The 17,533-nt window shown below is 65.5% G+C and carries 18 protein-coding genes and 1 other RNA gene; 7 read left to right on the top strand and 12 right to left on the bottom strand.

All coding sequences use genetic code 11. The features are described 5' to 3' along the window. Positions 1-106: 106 nt before the first annotated feature. The gene (locus tag BMI89_RS03250) at positions 107-1,753 is read right to left on the bottom strand and encodes an electron transfer flavoprotein-ubiquinone oxidoreductase (protein ID WP_078569824.1); all 1,647 of its coding nucleotides are present in this window, start codon (positions 1,751-1,753) and stop codon (positions 107-109) included. A gap of 237 nt (positions 1,754-1,990) precedes the next feature. On the opposite strand from BMI89_RS03250, the gene greA reads away from it, so the two are divergent. Together greA and BMI89_RS03240 are read left to right on the top strand one after the other, a co-directional pair. Further along, positions 1,991-2,461, top strand: coding sequence for a transcription elongation factor GreA (gene greA, locus BMI89_RS03245; protein ID WP_078548983.1), 471 nt, complete (start codon positions 1,991-1,993; stop codon positions 2,459-2,461). A gap of 57 nt (positions 2,462-2,518) precedes the next feature. Further along, positions 2,519-3,565 carry a hypothetical protein gene (locus tag BMI89_RS03240; protein ID WP_246831959.1) on the top strand — a complete coding sequence of 349 codons (1,047 nt, stop codon included), beginning with the start codon at positions 2,519-2,521 and terminating at the stop codon, positions 3,563-3,565. An 80-nt stretch (positions 3,566-3,645) separates the two neighbouring features. On the opposite strand, the gene BMI89_RS03235 is transcribed toward BMI89_RS03240, so the two are convergent. Both BMI89_RS03235 and mobA read right to left on the bottom strand, forming a co-directional pair. Then, a complete protein-coding gene (locus BMI89_RS03235) occupies positions 3,646-4,233 on the bottom strand; it encodes a GNAT family N-acetyltransferase (RefSeq protein WP_246831873.1) in 588 nt (195 codons plus the stop codon). Continuing rightward, positions 4,230-4,832, bottom strand: coding sequence for a molybdenum cofactor guanylyltransferase MobA (gene mobA / locus BMI89_RS03230; RefSeq protein ID WP_281478193.1), 603 nt, complete (start codon positions 4,830-4,832; stop codon positions 4,230-4,232). The genes BMI89_RS03235 and mobA overlap by 4 nt, the downstream gene beginning before the upstream one ends. A 97-nt stretch (positions 4,833-4,929) precedes the next feature. Between mobA and BMI89_RS03225 the strand changes: the two genes are divergently transcribed. Together BMI89_RS03225 and BMI89_RS03220 are read left to right on the top strand one after the other, a co-directional pair. Next, a complete protein-coding gene (locus tag BMI89_RS03225; RefSeq protein ID WP_078570160.1) occupies positions 4,930-5,667 on the top strand; it encodes an AzlC family ABC transporter permease in 738 nt (245 codons plus the stop codon). Beyond that, entirely contained in the window at positions 5,664-5,996 is a 333-nt protein-coding gene (locus tag BMI89_RS03220) for an AzlD domain-containing protein (RefSeq protein WP_078548989.1), read from the top strand. Before BMI89_RS03225 ends, BMI89_RS03220 begins: the two co-directional genes overlap by 4 nt. Positions 5,997-6,413: 417 nt before the next feature. On the opposite strand, the gene rpmG is transcribed toward BMI89_RS03220, so the two are convergent. The 4 genes from rpmG to rnpB all read right to left on the bottom strand — a co-directional run bounded on the left by rpmG (position 6,414) and on the right by rnpB (position 8,519). Next, positions 6,414-6,581 (bottom strand): 50S ribosomal protein L33, encoded by a 168-nt coding sequence (gene rpmG, locus BMI89_RS03210; protein WP_011750518.1) that lies wholly within the window; start codon positions 6,579-6,581, stop codon positions 6,414-6,416. 158 nt (positions 6,582-6,739) lie between these two features. Further along, positions 6,740-7,450 carry a tellurite resistance TerB family protein gene (locus BMI89_RS03205; protein WP_078569821.1) on the bottom strand — a complete coding sequence of 237 codons (711 nt, stop codon included), beginning with the start codon at positions 7,448-7,450 and terminating at the stop codon, positions 6,740-6,742. An 80-nt stretch (positions 7,451-7,530) separates the two neighbouring features. Then, positions 7,531-7,914, bottom strand: a complete 384-nt coding sequence (locus tag BMI89_RS03200) for a DUF302 domain-containing protein (protein WP_078548995.1) — start codon at positions 7,912-7,914, stop codon at positions 7,531-7,533. A 191-nt stretch (positions 7,915-8,105) separates the two neighbouring features. Beyond that, positions 8,106-8,519, bottom strand: an RNA gene (gene rnpB / locus BMI89_RS03195) — RNase P RNA component class A. A 195-nt stretch (positions 8,520-8,714) separates the two neighbouring features. On the opposite strand from rnpB, the gene BMI89_RS03190 reads away from it, so the two are divergent. Then, on the top strand, positions 8,715-9,149 hold the full coding sequence (locus BMI89_RS03190) for a DsrE family protein (RefSeq protein WP_078542219.1): 435 nt from the start codon (positions 8,715-8,717) through the stop codon (positions 9,147-9,149). Positions 9,150-9,324: 175 nt separating this feature from the next. Further along, positions 9,325-10,344: a hypothetical protein gene (locus BMI89_RS03185; RefSeq protein ID WP_078569820.1), complete on the top strand. Its 1,020-nt coding sequence runs from the start codon at positions 9,325-9,327 to the stop codon at positions 10,342-10,344. A gap of 49 nt (positions 10,345-10,393) precedes the next feature. On the opposite strand, the gene BMI89_RS03180 is transcribed toward BMI89_RS03185, so the two are convergent. From BMI89_RS03180 to BMI89_RS03160, 5 genes are all read right to left on the bottom strand, one after another. After that, positions 10,394-11,287 carry an SPOR domain-containing protein gene (locus BMI89_RS03180; protein ID WP_078569819.1) on the bottom strand — a complete coding sequence of 298 codons (894 nt, stop codon included), beginning with the start codon at positions 11,285-11,287 and terminating at the stop codon, positions 10,394-10,396. 65 nt (positions 11,288-11,352) lie between these two features. Beyond that, a complete protein-coding gene (upp, locus tag BMI89_RS03175) occupies positions 11,353-11,985 on the bottom strand; it encodes a uracil phosphoribosyltransferase (protein ID WP_078522510.1) in 633 nt (210 codons plus the stop codon). Positions 11,986-11,996: 11 nt separating this feature from the next. Beyond that, a complete protein-coding gene (locus BMI89_RS03170; RefSeq protein WP_078569818.1) occupies positions 11,997-13,214 on the bottom strand; it encodes a phosphopentomutase in 1,218 nt (405 codons plus the stop codon). Beyond that, entirely contained in the window at positions 13,211-14,533 is a 1,323-nt protein-coding gene (locus BMI89_RS03165; RefSeq protein WP_078569817.1) for a thymidine phosphorylase, read from the bottom strand. Before BMI89_RS03165 ends, BMI89_RS03170 begins: the two co-directional genes overlap by 4 nt. Further along, positions 14,533-14,925 (bottom strand): cytidine deaminase, encoded by a 393-nt coding sequence (locus tag BMI89_RS03160; protein WP_075773944.1) that lies wholly within the window; start codon positions 14,923-14,925, stop codon positions 14,533-14,535. The genes BMI89_RS03165 and BMI89_RS03160 overlap by 1 nt, the downstream gene beginning before the upstream one ends. 242 nt (positions 14,926-15,167) lie before the next feature. On the opposite strand from BMI89_RS03160, the gene BMI89_RS03155 reads away from it, so the two are divergent. After that, positions 15,168-17,444, top strand: coding sequence for an NADP-dependent malic enzyme (locus BMI89_RS03155; RefSeq protein ID WP_078569816.1), 2,277 nt, complete (start codon positions 15,168-15,170; stop codon positions 17,442-17,444). Positions 17,445-17,533: the final 89 nt, after the last annotated feature.

Here is a 17,533-nt window from a genome sequence, read left to right as displayed (position 1 = left end):
TGAGCCGTACCACCGCACGCGGGAAGCCGCCTGCGCAGACACGGCGTTGTGATGGGCACAAAGAGAGGGGGAAAACGAAAAAGGGGCCCTCAGGCCCCCTTCGCGATCACATGTTCGGGTAGTTCGGCCCGTCGCCGCCCTGAGGGGTGGTCCAGTTGATGTTCTGGCTCGGGTCCTTGATGTCGCAGGTCTTGCAATGGACGCAGTTCTGGAAGTTGATCTGGAACTTTGCGTCGTCGCCCTCGCCGACCACCTCGTAGACGCCTGCCGGGCAGTAGCGCTGCGCGGGCTCGTCATATTTCGGCAGGTTCACCGAGATCGGGATCGACGGATCCTTCAGCTTCAGGTGGCAGGGCTGGCTCTCTTCATGGTTGGTGTTCGAGAAGCTGACATTGGTCAGGCGGTCGAAGCTCAGCTTGCCATCGGGTTTGGGGTAGTCGATCGGCTTGAAGTTCTTCGCCTCGCCGGTCGCTTTCGCATCCGATTTGCCATGCTTGAGCGTGCCGAACAGCGAGAAGCCGAAGAGGTCGTTGGTCCACATGTCGAGCCCACCGAAGATCAGCGAGGGGATCATCCCCCATTTCGACCACATCGGCTTCACGTTGCGGACCTTCTTGAGGTCGTTTGCGATCGGACCCGAACGCAGATCGGCCTCGTATTCGGTCAGTTCATCGCCCGCGCGACCACCTTTGATCGCCTCTGCCGCAGCTTCCGCCGCCGCGATGCCCGACAGCATCGCGTTGTGGTTGCCCTTGATGCGCGGCACGTTCACGAGCCCCGCCGAACAGCCCAGCAGTACCGCCCCCGGCACGGTCAGTTTCGGGATAGACTGCCAGCCGCCTTCCGAGATCGCCCGCGCGCCGTAAGCCACGCGCTTGCCGCCTTCGAGCAGTTCCGCGACCATCGGGTGATGCTTGAAGCGCTGAAATTCCATGTAGGGATAGAGATGCGGGTTCTCGTAATTCAGGTGCACCACGAATCCGACATAGACCTGATTGTTCTCGAGGTGGTAGATGAACGACCCGCCGCCAGCGTTACCGCCCAGCGGCCAGCCCATCGTGTGGGTCACGGTGCCTTCGCGGTGCTTCTCCGGGTCGATCTCCCAGATTTCCTTCATGCCGAGGCCGAATTTCTGCGGGCAGTGACCGTCGGAGAGGTTGTGCTTCTCCATCATCACCTTGGCGAGCGAGCCGCGCACGCCCTCGGCAATCATCACGTATTTGCCGCGCAGCTCCATACCCGGCTCGTAGCCCGGGCCTTCCGTGCCATCGGGGTTCTTGCCGAATTCGCCCGCGACGACACCGGCGACGCGGTCACCGTCCCAAACGATTTCCGAGGCGGCCATACCGGGGAAGATCTCGACGCCCAGACCTTCGGCCTGCTCGGCCATCCAGCGGCAGACATTGCCCATCGAGACGATGTATTTGCCGTGGTTCGACATCAGCGGCGGCATCGGCCAGTTCGGGATGCGCATCGCCCCGGCCTCGCCCAGCATGTAGAAATTGTCTTTCTTGACCGGCACAGTGATCGGCGCGCCCTTGTCCTTCCAGTCGGGGATCAGCCGATCCAACCCGCTGGTGTCGAGCACCGCGCCCGACAGGATATGCGCGCCCACTTCCGAGCCCTTCTCGAGCACGACGACCTCGAGCTCCGGGTCGATCTGCTTGAGACGGATCGCCGCCGAAAGCCCTGCAGGCCCCGCGCCCACGATCACCACATCATATTCCATCGACTCGCGCGTCACGTCGGTCATGTCTGTCGAACCCCTTGCTGGTCGTCCTAGCTGGCGTCCTGCCTAGCCTACCTCGCGTAACGAGGCAATTGTTACGCTGCGATGCCGCGCAACAATCTTGCGCCAAATTACAATCCCTTCCCAGACTGAGGAGATCGGCAATTCGCCGCGAAAATCGCGCTGTCCACTTGACTTCCGGGGGGCAGAGAAGATTTAGATGCCCTGAATTGGGGACAGTTCCGAATTCGGGAGCCTTCCATGGACAAACAACCTATGACGCGCGCGGGTTTCGACGCGCTCAATACAGAATTGAAAAAGCTCAAGTCCGAAGAGCGGCCCGCGATCATTGCTGCGATCGCGGAAGCGCGGGAATTGGGCGACCTCTCGGAGAATGCCGAATACCATTCGGCACGCGAGAAGCAGGGCTTTATCGAAGGCCGGATCAAGGAGCTCGAAGGGCTTCTGGGCCGGGCCGAGGTGATCGACCCGTCGAAGATGACGGGCGCTGTGAAATTCGGCGCGACCGTCACCATCGTCGACGAGGACACCGACGAAGAGAAGACCTACCAGATCGTCGGCGAGCCCGAGGCCGATCTGGAGAAGGGCAAGCTCAACATGAAATCGCCGCTGGCGCGTGCGCTGATCGGCAAGGACGAGGGCGACTCGGTCGAGGTTCGCACGCCGGGTGGCGACAAGGCTTACGAAATCCTCAAGATCGTTTTCGCCTGACGCGGTCGTCCCCTGCGCGGTGAGCATCTGACCGCGCGCCACTGACGGAGAGCCTGAATGGAAGGACCCGCAGAGCAGGACAAGGACCGGTTCGCCATGCCCGGCGGACCGCAATCGCCTGCCGGTCGTCCACGCCTCAAGACGCGATATCCCGGCGCGCCGGAATGGATCGCGCTGGGGCTGAGCCTCCTGTGGGTCTTCATGGTCGTGGCCTTCTGGTTCTTCGCCCCGGGGATCGCGCGCGCCGCATCGCTGTTCGCCACCGTCAGCCTCGTCGTCGGGATGGCGGTGCCGATCGTTATGATCTGGGTCGCGGCCGTAACAGCCCGCGCCACCCGCGAGATGCGCGCCGAGACCGCCGCCCTCAAGCAATCCATCGAGGCGATGCGCACGGCCTGGCTCAATCAGCAGGCGCTGCGCACCGATCAGAATGTCGAGAAGAAGCTCGACGAGATCGCCGCCGTCGCCCGGCAGGCCGAAACCACCATCGCGACCTTCGCCTCGCGCCGCGACGTGCAGGCGAGCCAGCCTTCGGTCGATCGTAAGGCGGCGCTGGTGGCCCCGCCCCCGCCGCGGCCCGATGACAGCGAACCGATGCTGGCGCTCGGCACCCCTGCCGAGGAGTTGCGCGCGCCGCTCTCGGTCGCCGATTTCGTCCGCGCGCTGAACTTCCCGGATTCGCCCGACGACACGGAAGGCTTCCGCGCGCTGCGCCGTGCGCTCGAAGACCGGTCCACGGCGAAGCTGCTGCGCTCGGCGCAGGACGTGCTGAATCTGCTCGCGCAGGACGGCATCTACATGGACGACCTCAAACCCGACCGCGCCCGGCCCGAGCTGTGGCGCCGCTTTGCCCAAGGCGAGCGTGGCCGCGAGATCACCAGTTTGGGCGGCATCCGCGACCGCTCGTCGCTGGCGCTCAGCGCGGGGCGGATGCGCGGCGACACGATCTTCCGCGACGTGGCGCATCATTTCCTGCGCCAGTTCGACCGCACCTTCGCGGAGTTCGAAAAGAACGCGTCGGATCAGGACATCGCCGAGATGGCCGAGACCCGCACCGCGCGCGCCTTCATGCTGCTGGGGCGCGTCACCGGAAGTTTCGACTGAGGGGGCCAGCCCCCTCGGGCTTCGCCCTCACCCCCGGGATATTTTTGCCAATACGAATGGGAGCAGCGGAGGCAGAGGCTTCACAGCGCGCGGCGCATCAGTTGCACCGACCGGAAGTCAAAGACCAGCCGCGTCAGCCGTGACGTGCGCCGCCCCGTGACCTCGAAGCCCAGCCGCTGGTACAGGGCGCGTGCGCGCAGGTTCTCGTCGATTACGTCGAGGCAGAGCGCCGCATAGCCGCGCCTGCGCGCCTCATGGGACAGCGCCTCGATCAGCGCGCGCCCGATGCCCGCCCCGCGCAGCTCGGGGCGCACCGCGATCCCGTCGACCATCATCCCGCCCGCGGGCAGGTCATGCGCGAGAAGATGCAGGCAGGCGCCACGCCAGAGCCCGCCGCTGCGCCCGTAATGGCTGCGCAGATCGGACCAGCTTCCGCCGACGAAAGAGCCGCGATGGGTGCGAAACCCGACCACCCCGACAAGAGTGCCGTTGCCATCGAGCGCCGAGAGCGCGTGGCTGGGATCGATCACGTCGGCGATGAAGCCCAGGGCGCGCGGCTCGGGGCCCATCACCCGCCCCAGCTTGCCGCCGAAGGCCTGCCAGTAGAGCCCCGCAGCCGCCGTGCGATGCTCGCGTGCGAGCCCGTGCCGGATCGACACCTGAGTCACCGTGTCGCCTCCGCCAGATGCGCGGCCGCCGCGGCGAGATCCTCGGGCGTGTTGAGATTGGTGAACGGGTCGGGGCTGCCCTCGAATTCCACCCGCGCCGCATCCGGGAAGGCCGCGCGCAAGCGCCGCTCGCCCGAGGCGAACAGCTCTGCGATGCGCGCGCGGTCGTCGACCGGGCACAGCGCCACGCTTGGATGATCGCGGCCACCCGATGCGGCATAGGCAGCAGAGCCGGGGGCGCTTAGTCGCGCGACCAGATCGTGGGGTAGAAAGGGCGTATCGACCGGCACGCAGAGCAGCCTCTGCGCGCCCTGCGCTGCCGCCCAGTCGAGCGCGCTCAGGAGCCCCGCCAAAGGCCCCTCGCCGCGCCGCTGGGGCGGATCGGGCAGCACAGGGATCGGGGCGAATCGCAGCGCCGCGCCATTGGCGGAGATCGCGAGTCTGGCCACCTGCGGGCCGATCCGGGCTGCGACATGGGCGAATAGCGGACGCCCGGCGAGCATCACCGTCGCCTTGTCGACGCCGCCCATGCGCCGCCCCTGCCCGCCCGCAAGGATCACCGCGACCACACGCGGCCCGACATCTTCGCCAGCGGTCAAGATGATTGCCTCCAATACAATCGCGCGCTTTGCCTTTGCCCGCATCCTTCCCTATCTGTCCCGCAACTGAGAACGGGAGACAAGCATCATGTCGGACATGACCGCGAACGGGACGACCCCGAAAGGCGCGATCCGAGCCGCCTATTGGCGCGGATTTCGGCATGGCCTGCCGTTCCTTCTGGTAATCATGCCCTTCGGGCTGTTGTTCGGGGTGGCGGCGACCAGTGCGGGGCTCGATCTGGCGCAGGTCATGGGCTTCTCGGTGATGGTCATCGCGGGCGCTGCGCAATTCACCGCGCTGCAGTTGATGGGCGATCACGCGCCGGTCCTGCTGATCCTCGCGGCCTCGCTTGCTGTCAACCTGCGCATGGCCATGTATTCGGCGGCGCTGACGCCGCATTTCGGCAAGGCGAAGACATGGCAGAAGGCGCTGGTGGCCTATTTCATGGTCGATCAGTCCTATGCGATGGCGGCCAATGAATACGAGGCCGAGCCAGCGATGAGCCGCGCCGAGAAGCTGGCCTATTACGCGGGCGTCTGCACGCCGATCTGCCCGAACTGGTATGTGGCGACGCTGCTCGGCGCGCTGGTGGGGGCGAAAATCCCGCCGGAATTCGCACTCGATTTCGCGGTACCGATCACCTTCCTCGCGATGATTGGACCTGCCCTGCGCACGCTCGCTCATGTCGCAGCGGCGGCGGTCTCGGTCGTGGGTGCGCTGGCGCTGAGCTTCCTGCCTTCGGGCGTGGGGCTGATGATCGCCGCGGTCGCAGCGATGGTGACGGGCGCGCAGGTCGAGCTATGGGTCGCGCGCAGAAAGGCGGTGCGGGAATGAACGGGTATTCGGACGCCCTGATCTGGGGAATCATCATTGCGCTGGGGATCGGCACGTTCTTCCTGCGTTTCTCTTTCATGGGCTTCCTCGGCGACCGACAATTGCCGGAATGGGCGCTGCGCTACCTGCGCTACACGCCGGTCGCGGTTCTGCCCGGGCTGGTGGCGCCGCTGGTGCTGTGGCCTGCGGCCACGGGCGGTGAGACCGACCCTGCACGGATGATCGCGGCCTTCGCGACGCTGGGGGTGGGGATCGCGACGCGCAACACGCTGTGGGCGATTCTCAGCGGGCTCGCCGCGCTTTACCTGTCCTTGTGGCTGGTGGGGTGAGCCGCGCCTCGGAGGGCTTCCAGTGGAAGCCCTCAGCGGCGAACGCGCCGACCGTGGAGGCGCCGGGGCGCGATTGCTGAAAGCGTAGATCGGGGGCCCCAGTGGAGCCACCGAAGCGGCGAACGCGGATTGCGCAAGCAATGCCGCCGGGGACGCCCACTAACTCCGCCCTAGGCCTCCAGAGGGCCACGCCCGACCTCGGGTGGGCGCTTTGCTCCGCCTGTGGCTGGGTGCTTAATCTCGCAAGCCCGCAGGACACCTATACCCGCGACGACATCGCCAATGCGCCCTCCCCGGGGGAGGTCGGGCGCGGCCCGGGCCGCTTCGCGGCTGATCCGGGCATAGGGGCCTCACAACCGACAAAGAAAAAGGCCGTGCCCGGAGGCACGGCCTTCTAACCGTCAAGGTCAGGCGATCTTACTTGATCTTGCCTTCCTTGTATTCGACGTGCTTGCGCACGACCGGATCGTATTTGTTCACGGTCATTTTTTCGGTCATGGTGCGGGCGTTCTTCTTGGTCACATAGAAGTGCCCGGTGCCCGCCGTCGAGTTCAGACGGATCTTGATCGTCGTCGGCTTCGCCATTGTTTATCTCCTAGCTCCGGGCATCGAAAAAACTACGCACCCGCGGAATCCTTGAAGCCCGCCTTTTAGCGATGCGCGATGCGGAGTCAACCGGCAAACCGGGCCGCAGGCTGAAAATTCTTCGCCCGCGGCTCAGAAAGCGGTGACGCCCTTTCCGCTCAGATCAGCGGCTTGCCCATCGTCTCGTGAATCTGGGCGACTTTCTCCGTCTCGAGGCCCAGCGCCGCGGCCAGATTCGCCAGATATTGTTTCTCCGCCTCGGTATCGACGGTGATCGGCAGAAGCGCAGACGAATAGACCTGCGACTTCATGTGATCCGAGGTGGCATTGGCCAGAGCGGTGATGTCGATCGGACCGTCGAGTTCGGATTTCACGAAGGCGATCTCTTCGTCGGAGGCGTCGGACAGGTGATCGAGGATGGTCTGGCGCTCGGTCTCGTCGATCTCGCCATCGGCCTTCGAGGCCTGGATCATCGCGCGGATCATCAGCTTGGCCTGATCTTCCATCATCGCGTTGACCGGCGTGCCGGAGGTCACGGCGCCAAGCATCTCCGAGATATTGCCCGCACCCGTTTTCGCAGCGCCGGTCATGGCGCCAATCAGCGCGCCAAGCCCCGCCTCGGTCGCCGCCGTCGCGGAGGCTGCCTGAGAGCCGAACTGGCCGAAGAGACCGCGCACGGTCTCCTTGCCGCCGGGCATGCCCATCCTCTCGGCCCACTCGCCCATCTGGTCGCCCATACCGCCGGGCTCGCCCGCTTTGCCGAGCGCGTCCTTCATGCCGTCGAGGCCGCCCATCTTGTTGAAACGCTCCACGCCCTTGGCGGCGGCGAAGCCTACCGCGAGCGTGGCCAATGTCTTCACGAAGCTCATATCATTCCCCCGAAATGCGGATTCCTGTTGCGACAGCTTCGCGCGCAGGGACGCGCTTGGCTAGAAAAAACTCACGCAATTTACAGCTTGGCCACCACATCGGCGAGCATCTGGCGCACCTGGCTCGCGACTTCGGTGAGGTCGTCATTCTCGACCGCAAGCATCGAGGCCACGGGATCGACGGCGCAGACTTCGATCCCGTCCTCCACCTCGCGCAGCACCACGTTACAGGGCAGCATCGCCCCGATCCGCGGCGCGACACCGATCGCCTCATAGGCAAGCTTCGGGTTGCAGGCGCCGAGGATCTTGTAGCGCGGCATGTCCTTGTCGAGCTTGGCCTTCATCGTGGCGGACACATTGATCTCGGTCAGCACGCCGAAGCCCGCCTCGGCCAGCGCCTCGCGCACTTTCGCCTCGACCTCGTCGAATGCCCCGGTCATCACCTTGTCGATCGTATAGCCCATGGCAATCTCTCTCCCCTAGTTGGTCTCGGCTGTTTGCGCCTTTGCGTCGAGCGTGGCCAATTCGATGCGAAACGCAAGTCACGATCATGGAGAGGCCTGTGCTTCAATGCGCGCTCACTGTGCCGCAGTGGCGGGAACCCGTGCGGGCGGGGGCTTGTTCCTTGCCCTCGATCTTGAAGCGAAAGAGGAATTTGCGCGGATGGCCTGTAAGCCGGATTTTGTCCCGGGGGCTTGCACCCCCATGGATGACCATTCCTCTCGCCCTGCGATTGCTCACAGGGTCTAGCTGCCAACCCGGACCGCTCGGGGCGAAGCTCCCCTGCCGTCACCGCAAGCGGCGCAGCGCGCGATCCCTATTCGGCGTTGCTCCCGGTGGGGCTTGCCGTGCCGGTCCTGTTACCAGTCCCGCGGTGGGCTCTTACCCCACCGTTTCACCCTGACCCCGGCCGAAACCGAGGCGGTTTGTTTTCTGTGGCGCTTTCCGTCGGGTTTCCCCGCCCGGGCGTTACCCGGCACCGTTGCTTCATGGAGTCCGGACTTTCCTCGGGCCCCCGGCTACCCGCATTCACGGGGCTACGGGAACTCGCGGCCATCCAGCCATCCGCGCAAGGCAGCAGATAGACACTCGCCTGCGCGCGGTCAATCGCCCCGCGCAGGCATCACGGGCGTCTGTTCTTCAGCCAAGAAGCGCCCCCTCGCATCACGAGGCCGTGAAATTTCGGGAGCAGTCCGTGCAACCACTTGCTTTTCAGGTGCGGCACGTTGACGCTGGTCGTCCATGAAGTGAAAGGGAGATCACGATGGTAAAGGGAGGACTCCGCCTCGGGCTTGCGCTCGCGGCGATGGTTTGGGCATTGCCCGCTATGGCGAATGAGAAAATCGCCATTCAGGTCAACAGCGCCGATCCGCAAGTGATGAACATGGCGCTGAACAACGCGCTCAACATGATCAAATATTACAAAGACAAAGGCGAAGAGGTCCAGATCGAAATGGTCACCTACGGGCCGGGGCTCAACATGCTGCGCGCCGACACCTCGCCGGTGAAAGCCCGCGTCGAGGAAATGGCGATGCTGGGTCAGCCGATCCATTTCCGCGCCTGCGCCAATACGCTCGCGGCGATGACCAAGAAGCTCGGGAAGGAGCCTCCGATGGTCGAAGAGGCGGAAATCGTTCCCTCCGGCGCGGCCTATCTCGTCGACCTGCAACGTGATGGCTACGCCTATCTGCGGCCCTGACGGACGATCGCGCGGGCGGCCCTTCGCTTTCCGCGCGCTTAAATCTGAATCGCGACCCATCTCGCCCCGCTCGGCTTTCCGCGCGGGGCGGTTTACGTTACAGGCAGGGCTGTTTGATTGACCCCCCGGCAGGATCGGCTATCCTCTTGACAAACAAGAGCAGAAACGGGCCCGCATGACCGCCCTCTCCGAATATGAACGCCTCGAGGCGATCGGTATATGGCGTCCCGATGCGGACGCGCAGCGCCGCGAGGTGATCCTCTCGCTGGGCGACGCGACGCTTGTGCTGTCGGAGGCGCGCTCCGGCACGGCGCTCGCGCATTGGTCGCTGCCTGCCATGCATCGCCGCAATCCCGGCAAACGCCCCGCGATCTTCGCCCCTTCCGAGGAGCCGGGCGAAGAGCTCGAGATCGAAGACGAGACGATGATCGCCGCGATCGAGAAGGTCCATGCGATCATCGCGGCAAAGCGCCCGCACCCGGGGCGGCTGCGCGGTGTGCTCATCGGGGCGGTGCTGCTGGCAGTCGGCGCCGTGGCGCTGTTCTGGCTGCCCTCGGCGCTGGTCGATCATGCCGCGCGCGTCGCCCCCCAGGCCAAACGCGTCGAGATCGGCCGCAAGCTGCTCTCCGAGATGGTGAAGATGACCGGCTCGGCCTGTCACAGCCCCGGCGGCGATCGCGCCCTCTCCGCGCTGGCGGAGCGGCTGCCCGGACAATCGGTCATCGCGGTCCTGCCGCAGGCGCTCGAAGGGGCGCGGCTGCTGCCGGGCGGGATGACGGTCGTCGGACGCGACACGATCGACGGGCCCGACACGCCCGAGGTCGTCGCGGGCTACATCATCGCCGCGCAGAACAGCGCCGCCGGAGGGCGCCCGTTGCATCGGATGCTCGACCGTCTGGGCCCCGCGGCAGCGCTGCGGCTGCTGACGACGGGCGACCTGCCCGAGAGCGGGCTTGCCGAATATGCGCAGGACCTGCTGCAGCACCCCCCGGCGCGGGCCGATGGCGACACGCTGCTGCGCGCCTTCCGCGACGCCGGGGTCAGCGCGACGCCCTATGCCTACGCGCTCGACCCGACCGGAGAGTCGGTGCTGGGCCTGGTCGAGGCCGACCCGTTCAAGGGCCAGCCTGCGCCGAAGCCGGTTCTGGAAGATGCGCAATGGGTGGCGCTGCAGGACATCTGCTCGGCGCAATGAAAAACGGCCCCGAAGGGCCGTTTGATCTCTCCCGAAATTTCACGCCGCGTCAGCGCACGAGCGCATCCGGGAAGCCCGCCCGCCGCGCCGAGGCCAGCGCCGACTTCAGCTTCGCGGTATCGTAAAACGGCCCGGCATAGACCACCGTCAGCTCCTGCGTCTTGGAGGTCGCGACCGGCAGTCCCAGCGCCTGCAGACGCTTCGTTGCAGCGGCGACATTCGCGACATTGCCGAAGCTGCCGACCTGCACATATTGCTTGCCGTTCGAGCCGACCGGCGCGACCGATTTGCTCGACACGGTGACGGTCGGAACCACCACGATCCGGGACTTCGGCACCGGCGGATGAGAACCCTCGACATAGACCTGATCCGGCGTCGCGGTGGGGCGAAGCTGCATCGGCGTCTCCTCGGTCCAGCGCGCGCGCATCTGTGCGTTGCCCTGGACAGTGCGCGGACCGCGATAGGGGTTCAGCCGCCCGTCGTCGAAGGCATTCGTCCAGCCGTTCTGCGGCTTGGGCGCGCGGGTCACCACCGGGGCAAGCCCACCGACGCTCACGCTGTGAGACACGCGCGACGGATCGCGCGGCACAGGTGGAGAGGTCGGGGTCGGCGAATAGGGCGTGCGCATCGCGGCAGTGGCCCGGGACGCAGGGTTCGGAGCCACGGTTACCGACGCAACCGGCACGGTAGCCGCCAAGCTGGGCGTATGGCCGCAGACGATACCGCGGTCGCTATTCATCTGCGGCACCCAGCGCACGGCCCCGCCATAATCCGCGCGCACGAACACGCAGCCCTGACTGTCGACATATTGCGGATCGGTATAGCTCGCCGGGGGCATTTCGGCGGGCACATATTGCTGCGCCTGCGACTCCGATGCGAAGCCTCCCAGCCCCAGCGTGAGAATCGCGCCCAGACCGGCCGCCGCTCCTGCTTTCAGTCGCATATCCACCCCCTGATGTTTCCAAGGGGAGGATAGACGGGTTTGCCTTTGAGTAAAGGGTGTTGGCCTTACTTCGTGCCGAACATCCGGTCGCCCGCATCGCCCAGACCCGGCACGATATAGGCGTGATCGTCGAGCCGCTCATCAAGGGCTGCAGTCACGATCGGCACATCCGGATGCGCCTCTTTCATGCGCGCGACGCCTTCGGGGGCAGCCAACAGGCACATGAAGCGGATATTCTTCGCGCCCTTTTCCTTGATCAGGTCGATTGCCGCGACCGAGGAATTGCCGGTGGCCAGCATCGGATCGACCACGATGGTCAGACGATCTTCGAGCTCGCTCGGCAGCTTGCAATAGTATTCGACCGGCTTCAGCGTCTCGGGGTCGCGGTAGAGGCCGACGAAGCCCACGCGCGCCGCCGGGATCAGCTCCAGCACGCCATCCAGCAGACCGTTGCCCGCCCGCAGGATCGAGACCAGCGCGAGTTTCTTGCCTGCGAGGATCGGCGCGTCCATCTCCTGAAGCGGCGTCTCGATATTCTTCGAGGTCAGTTCAAGCTCCGAGGTGATCTCATAGGCCAGCAGCAGGCTGATCTCGCGCAGCAGACGACGGAAGGACGCGGTCGACGTGTCCTTCTCGCGCATCAGGGTCAGTTTGTGCTGCACCAGCGGATGTTTGACGACGGTCAGATGGTCACTCATTGTGTTGTCCCTCACAGAAAGCTTTTGCCCGGCCCTTGCGCCGGAATGTTCAGATGCGTGGCGAGCGAAGCCGCGAGATCCACATAGCCCACATTGCCCACGCTGCGCGACCCGATACCGGGGCCCGCGCCCAGAACCGGCACGCGTTCGCGGGTGTGATCGGTGCCGCGCCAGCTTGGATCGTTGCCGTGATCGGCGGTGAAGATCGCCAGATCGCCCGGTTGCAGACGGTCGAGAAATTTCGCCGCCACCGTATCGAACCATTCCAGCGCGCGGGCATAGCCCGAGATGTCGCGCCGATGGCCGTAGAGGCTGTCGAATTCCACGAAATTGGCGAAGGTGAGCGAGCCGTCCTCGGCCTCATCCGCCAGCCGGATCAGGTGATCGGCCAGATCGGCATCGCCCTTGCCCTTGTGCAGATGGGTGATGCCGCGATGCGAGAAAATATCCCCGATCTTGCCGATCGCATGGGTCACGCGGCCCGCATCATAGGCCCAGTCCAGCAGCGTCGGCGACGGTGCCGGGATTGCATAGTCGCGGCGGTTCGGCGTGCGGGTGAACTGCCCGTTCTCGCCGATGAACGGCCGCGCGATCACGCGCCCCACCTTCATCGCATGCAGCGTCGGCGCGAGTCCCTCGCAGAGCTTCAGAAGGCGGTCGAGGCCGAAATGCTCCTCATGGGCTGCGATCTGGAACACGCTATCGGCGGAGGTGTAGCAGATCGGCCAGCCGGTGCGGATATGCTCGTCGCCCAAGTCTTCGATGATATTGGTGCCCGAGGCGTGGCAATTGCCCAGAATGCCGTCCGTGCCCGCGATTTCGCAGGCTTTGGCGACCAGATCGGGCGGGAAGCTGTTCTTCTGATCGGGGAAATAATGCCATTCCCACGGCACCGGCACACCGGCCAGCTCCCAGTGCCCCGAGGGCGTGTCCTTGCCGGGAGAGATCTCGGTGGCCGCGCCCCAGAGCCCGACAGGTTCGACCATCAGCCCCGGCGCCTCCTCGCCCGAGGCGAGCTTCACGCCCGCGCCCAGACCCAGACCGGCCAGCGTCGGCATATTCAGCGGACCGGAACGGCCTTCCTCAGCGCGCCCATCCGCACAGGCCTGCGCGATATGCCCCACGGTATTCGCGCCCGTATCCGGCGCGCCGTCGTTGAAGAAACGATCCGCATCGGGCGCGCCGCCGATCCCGACGCTGTCCATCACGATCAGAAAGGCACGGCTCATTGCACATCCTCCGGGCCGATCCGTTCGTGGATCAGGGGCGGCTCTTCGGGGGCCTCGTCGCTCAATTCGATCGCGGCCAGCAGGGCGGCTTCGGCGGCATCGGCGTCGCGGTCATTCGCGGCATGGATCGTCACCAGCGGCTCGCCCGCGGCCATGTTCTCGCCCAGAGCCACGATCTCCCACAGACCGACCGAGGGGTTGATCTTGTCGGTGCCGACCAGACGGCCGCCGCCCAGATGCACCACCGCCTCGCCCACCGCGCGGGTGTCGATGCGGCTGACGAAGCCCGCACGCGGGGCCTCCACCGCCCGGATCACCGGGGCCGACGGCAGACGGTCGGGGAAGCGTTCGACGAAATCGCTCGGGCCGCCCAAAGCTGCGATCATCTTGCCGAACACCTCGACCGCGCGCCCGTTGCTGAGCACCTCGTCGATCCGTGCCGTGCCCTCGACCGCGTCCTTGGCCAACCCCGCGAGCACCAGCGCCTCGCCGCCCAGCGCCGCGGTCACGTCCCACAGTGCCTCGTTCACGCCAGTGCCGGTCAGCGTCTCCATCACTTCGATCACTTCCAACGCATTGCCCGCCGAATGGCCCAGCGGCTGGTCCATGTCGGTGATCAGCGCCGAGGTCTTGCAGCCCGCACCGTTCGCGGTGGCGACAAGGCTCTGCGCGAGCGCCTTCGCATCCTCGGGCCGCGCCATGAACGCGCCCGAGCCGACCTTCACGTCGAGGATCAGCCCTTCCAGCCCGGCGGCGAGCTTCTTCGACAGGATAGACGCGGTGATCAGATCGATGCTCTCAACCGTGCCGGAGATGTCGCGAATCCCGTAGAGCCGCTTGTCGGCGGGGGCAATCTCGCCCGTCGCACCGACGATGGCGCAGCCGACCTCGCCCACCACCTTGCGCAAAGCGCCGATGCCGGGGGTGGCATCATAGCCGGGGATCGCTTCCATCTTGTCGAGCGTGCCGCCGGTATGGCCCAGACCCCGCCCCGAGATCATCGGAACGTAGCAGCCACAGGCTGCCAGCGCGGGCGCAAGCAGCAGCGAGACGGAATCCCCCACCCCGCCGGTCGAATGTTTGTCGATGACCGGGCCGGGCATGTCCCAGCGCAGAACCTCGCCGGAATCGCGCATCGCTTGCGTCAGCGCGACGCGCCCCTCGGTGCCGATGCCTTTAAGCAGAACGGCCATCGCGAAGGCCCCCGCCTGCGCGTCCGAGACCGAGCCATCGGCCAGACCGCGCGCGAACCATTGGGCTTGATCTGCGCTCAGGCTTTTGCCGTCGCGCACCGATTGGATAATGCTGCGGGCGTCCATCAGGTGTTTTCCATATGGCTCATGTCGAAGCGACCGGGCAGCAGATCGCCCACCGTCGTGTCGAGCCGCTCGCCCTCGGTCGTGGCCAGTGTCACCGGCGTGTCGTGGCGCGCGAATTCCGCCAGCTTCTGACGGCAGCCGCCACAGGGCGGCACGGGTGTCGGGCTGTCGGCGATCACGGCGACCTCGGTGATCTCGGTCTCGCCTGCCGCCACCATCGCGGCGATCGCGCCAGCCTCGGCACAGGTGCCTTCGGGATAGGCCACGTTTTCGACATTCACGCCGCTATAGATGGTGCCGGACGCCCCGCGCACCGCCGCACCGACCTTGAATTTCGAATAGGGCGCATAGGCGTTTTCACGCACCTGACGGGCAGAATCGAGCAACGACATCGGCGGTCTCCGGGCCATGGCCGGAGCGTAAAATTTGTCCAGCCGGTTGAGTTCTCCCGATCCTGCGCCGCGCCTGCGTCGGATGCAAGCGCTCACCTCGCGCCACCCCGCCGCCTCGCGTGGAGTTCATGCCGCAACGTAATTCGGAGGGGTTGCAATCACCCCCTTCGTGCTATCTAGAACGACGGGAGAGTCGCGCGCGAAAAATTAGTTTAGCGCTAAACCAGTTTCGGGAGGATCTCATGGAAGAGCTGCGTCAGGACAACCTGCGTCAGTCGGCACTGGACTATCACGCCAAGCCGAAACCCGGAAAACTGGAAATCCGCGCGACGAAGCCGCTCGCCAACGGGCGCGATCTGGCCCGCGCCTATTCCCCCGGCGTGGCGGAGGCCAGCCTTGCGATCAAGGAAGATCCCGACACCGCACGCGACTACACCGCGCGGGGCAATCTGGTCGCCGTCGTCACCAACGGCTCGGCCGTGCTGGGCCTTGGCAATATCGGCCCGCTCGCCGCGAAGCCGGTGATGGAAGGCAAGGCGGTTCTGTTCAAGAAATTCGCCGATATCGACTGTTTCGATATCGAAGTCGCCGAGAACGACCCCGAGAAGCTCGCTGAGATCGTCTGCGCGCTCGAGCCCTCCTTCGGCGCGATCAACCTCGAAGACATCAAGGCCCCCGACTGCTTCATCGTGGAGAAAATCTGCCGCGAGAAGATGAATATCCCGGTCTTCCACGACGACCAGCACGGCACTGCGATCGTGGTGGGGGCCGCAGCGACCAACGCGCTGCGCATCGCGAAGAAAAACTTCGAGGACATCAAGATCGTCTCGACCGGCGGCGGCGCGGCGGGCATCGCCTGCCTCAACATGCTGCTGAAGCTGGGCGTGAAGCGCGAGAATGTCTGGCTCTGCGACATCGAAGGGCTGGTCTACAAGGGCCGCGAAGCTGACATGACGCCGCAAAAGGCGGACTATGCGCAGGACAGCGATCTTCGCACGCTCGACGAGGTGATCGAGGGCGCGGATATGTTCCTCGGCCTCTCCGGCCCCGGCGTGCTGAAGCCCGAGATGGTGCAGAAGATGGCCAAGCAGCCGATCATCTTCGCGCTGGCGAACCCGAACCCGGAAATCCTGCCCGACGTGGCCCGCGAGGTCGCACCCGATGCGATCATCGCGACCGGGCGCAGCGATTTCCCGAACCAGGTCAACAACGTGCTGTGCTTCCCCTTCATCTTCCGGGGCGCACTGGACGTGGGCGCGACCACGATCAATGACGAGATGCAGATCGCCTGCGTCGAGGGGATCGCCAAGCTCGCGCGGCAAACGACCTCCGCCGAGGCCGCTGCCGCCTATCGCGGCGAGAAGCTCACCTTCGGGGCGGATTACCTGATCCCGAAGCCCTTCGATCCGCGGCTGATCGGCATCGTCGCCTCTGCCGTGGCGAAAGCCGCGATGGAGACCGGCGTGGCGACCCGCCCGCTGGAAAATCTCGACAGCTACAAGGTTCAGCTCGACGGCTCAGTGTTCAAATCCGCGCTGCTGATGCGCCCGGTCTTCGATGCCGCCGCGACCGCAAGACGTCGTATCGTCTTCGCCGAGGGCGAGGATGAGCGCGTGCTGCGCGCCGCCAACGCGATGATCGAAGAGACCACCGACACGCCGATCCTGATCGGTCGTCCCGACGTGATCGAGATGCGCTGCGAACGGGCGGGGCTGCCGCTCGATCTGGGCGCGGTCGAGATCGTGAACCCGGAAAACGACCCGCGCTATCGCGACTACTGGGGCACCTATCACGAGCTGATGGCCCGGCGCGGCGTCACCCCCGATCTGGCGCGCGCGATCATGCGCACCAACTCCACCGCCATCGCCGGGGTCATGGTCCATCGCGAGGAAGCGGATTCGATGATCTGCGGCACGTTCGGGCAATATCTCTGGCACCTGAAATACGTGCGCGAAATCCTCGCCCGCGACGGGCTGCATGCCCAAGGCGCGCTGAGCCTGATGATCCTCGAAGACGGCCCGCTTTTCGTGGCCGACACCCATGTCCATCACGCGCCCACGCCCGAGCAGATCATGGAGACGGTCTGCGGCGCCGCGCGCCACGTCTCGCGCTTCGGCCTGAAGCCGAAGATCGCGCTGTGCTCGCATAGCCAGTTCGGCAATCTCGACAGCGACTCGGGCGAGCGGATGCGCGCCGCGATGAACCTGCTGATCCAGCGTGAGGTCAATTTCGACTTCGAGGGCGAGATGCATGTCGATGCGGCCCTCGATCCCGAGACCCGCGCCCGGCTGATGCCGAATTCGCGCTTCGAGGGGGCGGCGAACGTGCTGGTCTTCGCCAATACCGACGCGGCCTCGGGCGTGCGCAACATTCTCAAGATGAAAGCAGGCGGCCTCGAAGTCGGGCCGATCCTGATGGGGATGGGCAACAAGGCGCATATCGTGACGCCCTCGATCACTTCGCGCGGGTTGCTGAACATGTCAGCCATCGCGGGCACGCCGGTCGCACACTACAGCTGAGTCGCGTGCACCTGCGAAATTTGCAAACCCCTCCCGGGCTGCAAAGAAGCTGAATACTCGCCCGCAGTTTGCAAAAGTTTGCGGGCGTT

Source organism: Thioclava sp. F36-7 (genome assembly GCF_002020075.1).
In the GTDB taxonomy this organism is placed as follows: Bacteria; Pseudomonadota; Alphaproteobacteria; order Rhodobacterales; family Rhodobacteraceae; genus Thioclava; species Thioclava sediminum.
Note: the sequence above shows the minus strand (reverse complement) of the source record. Positions and strands in the feature narration are given on the sequence as shown.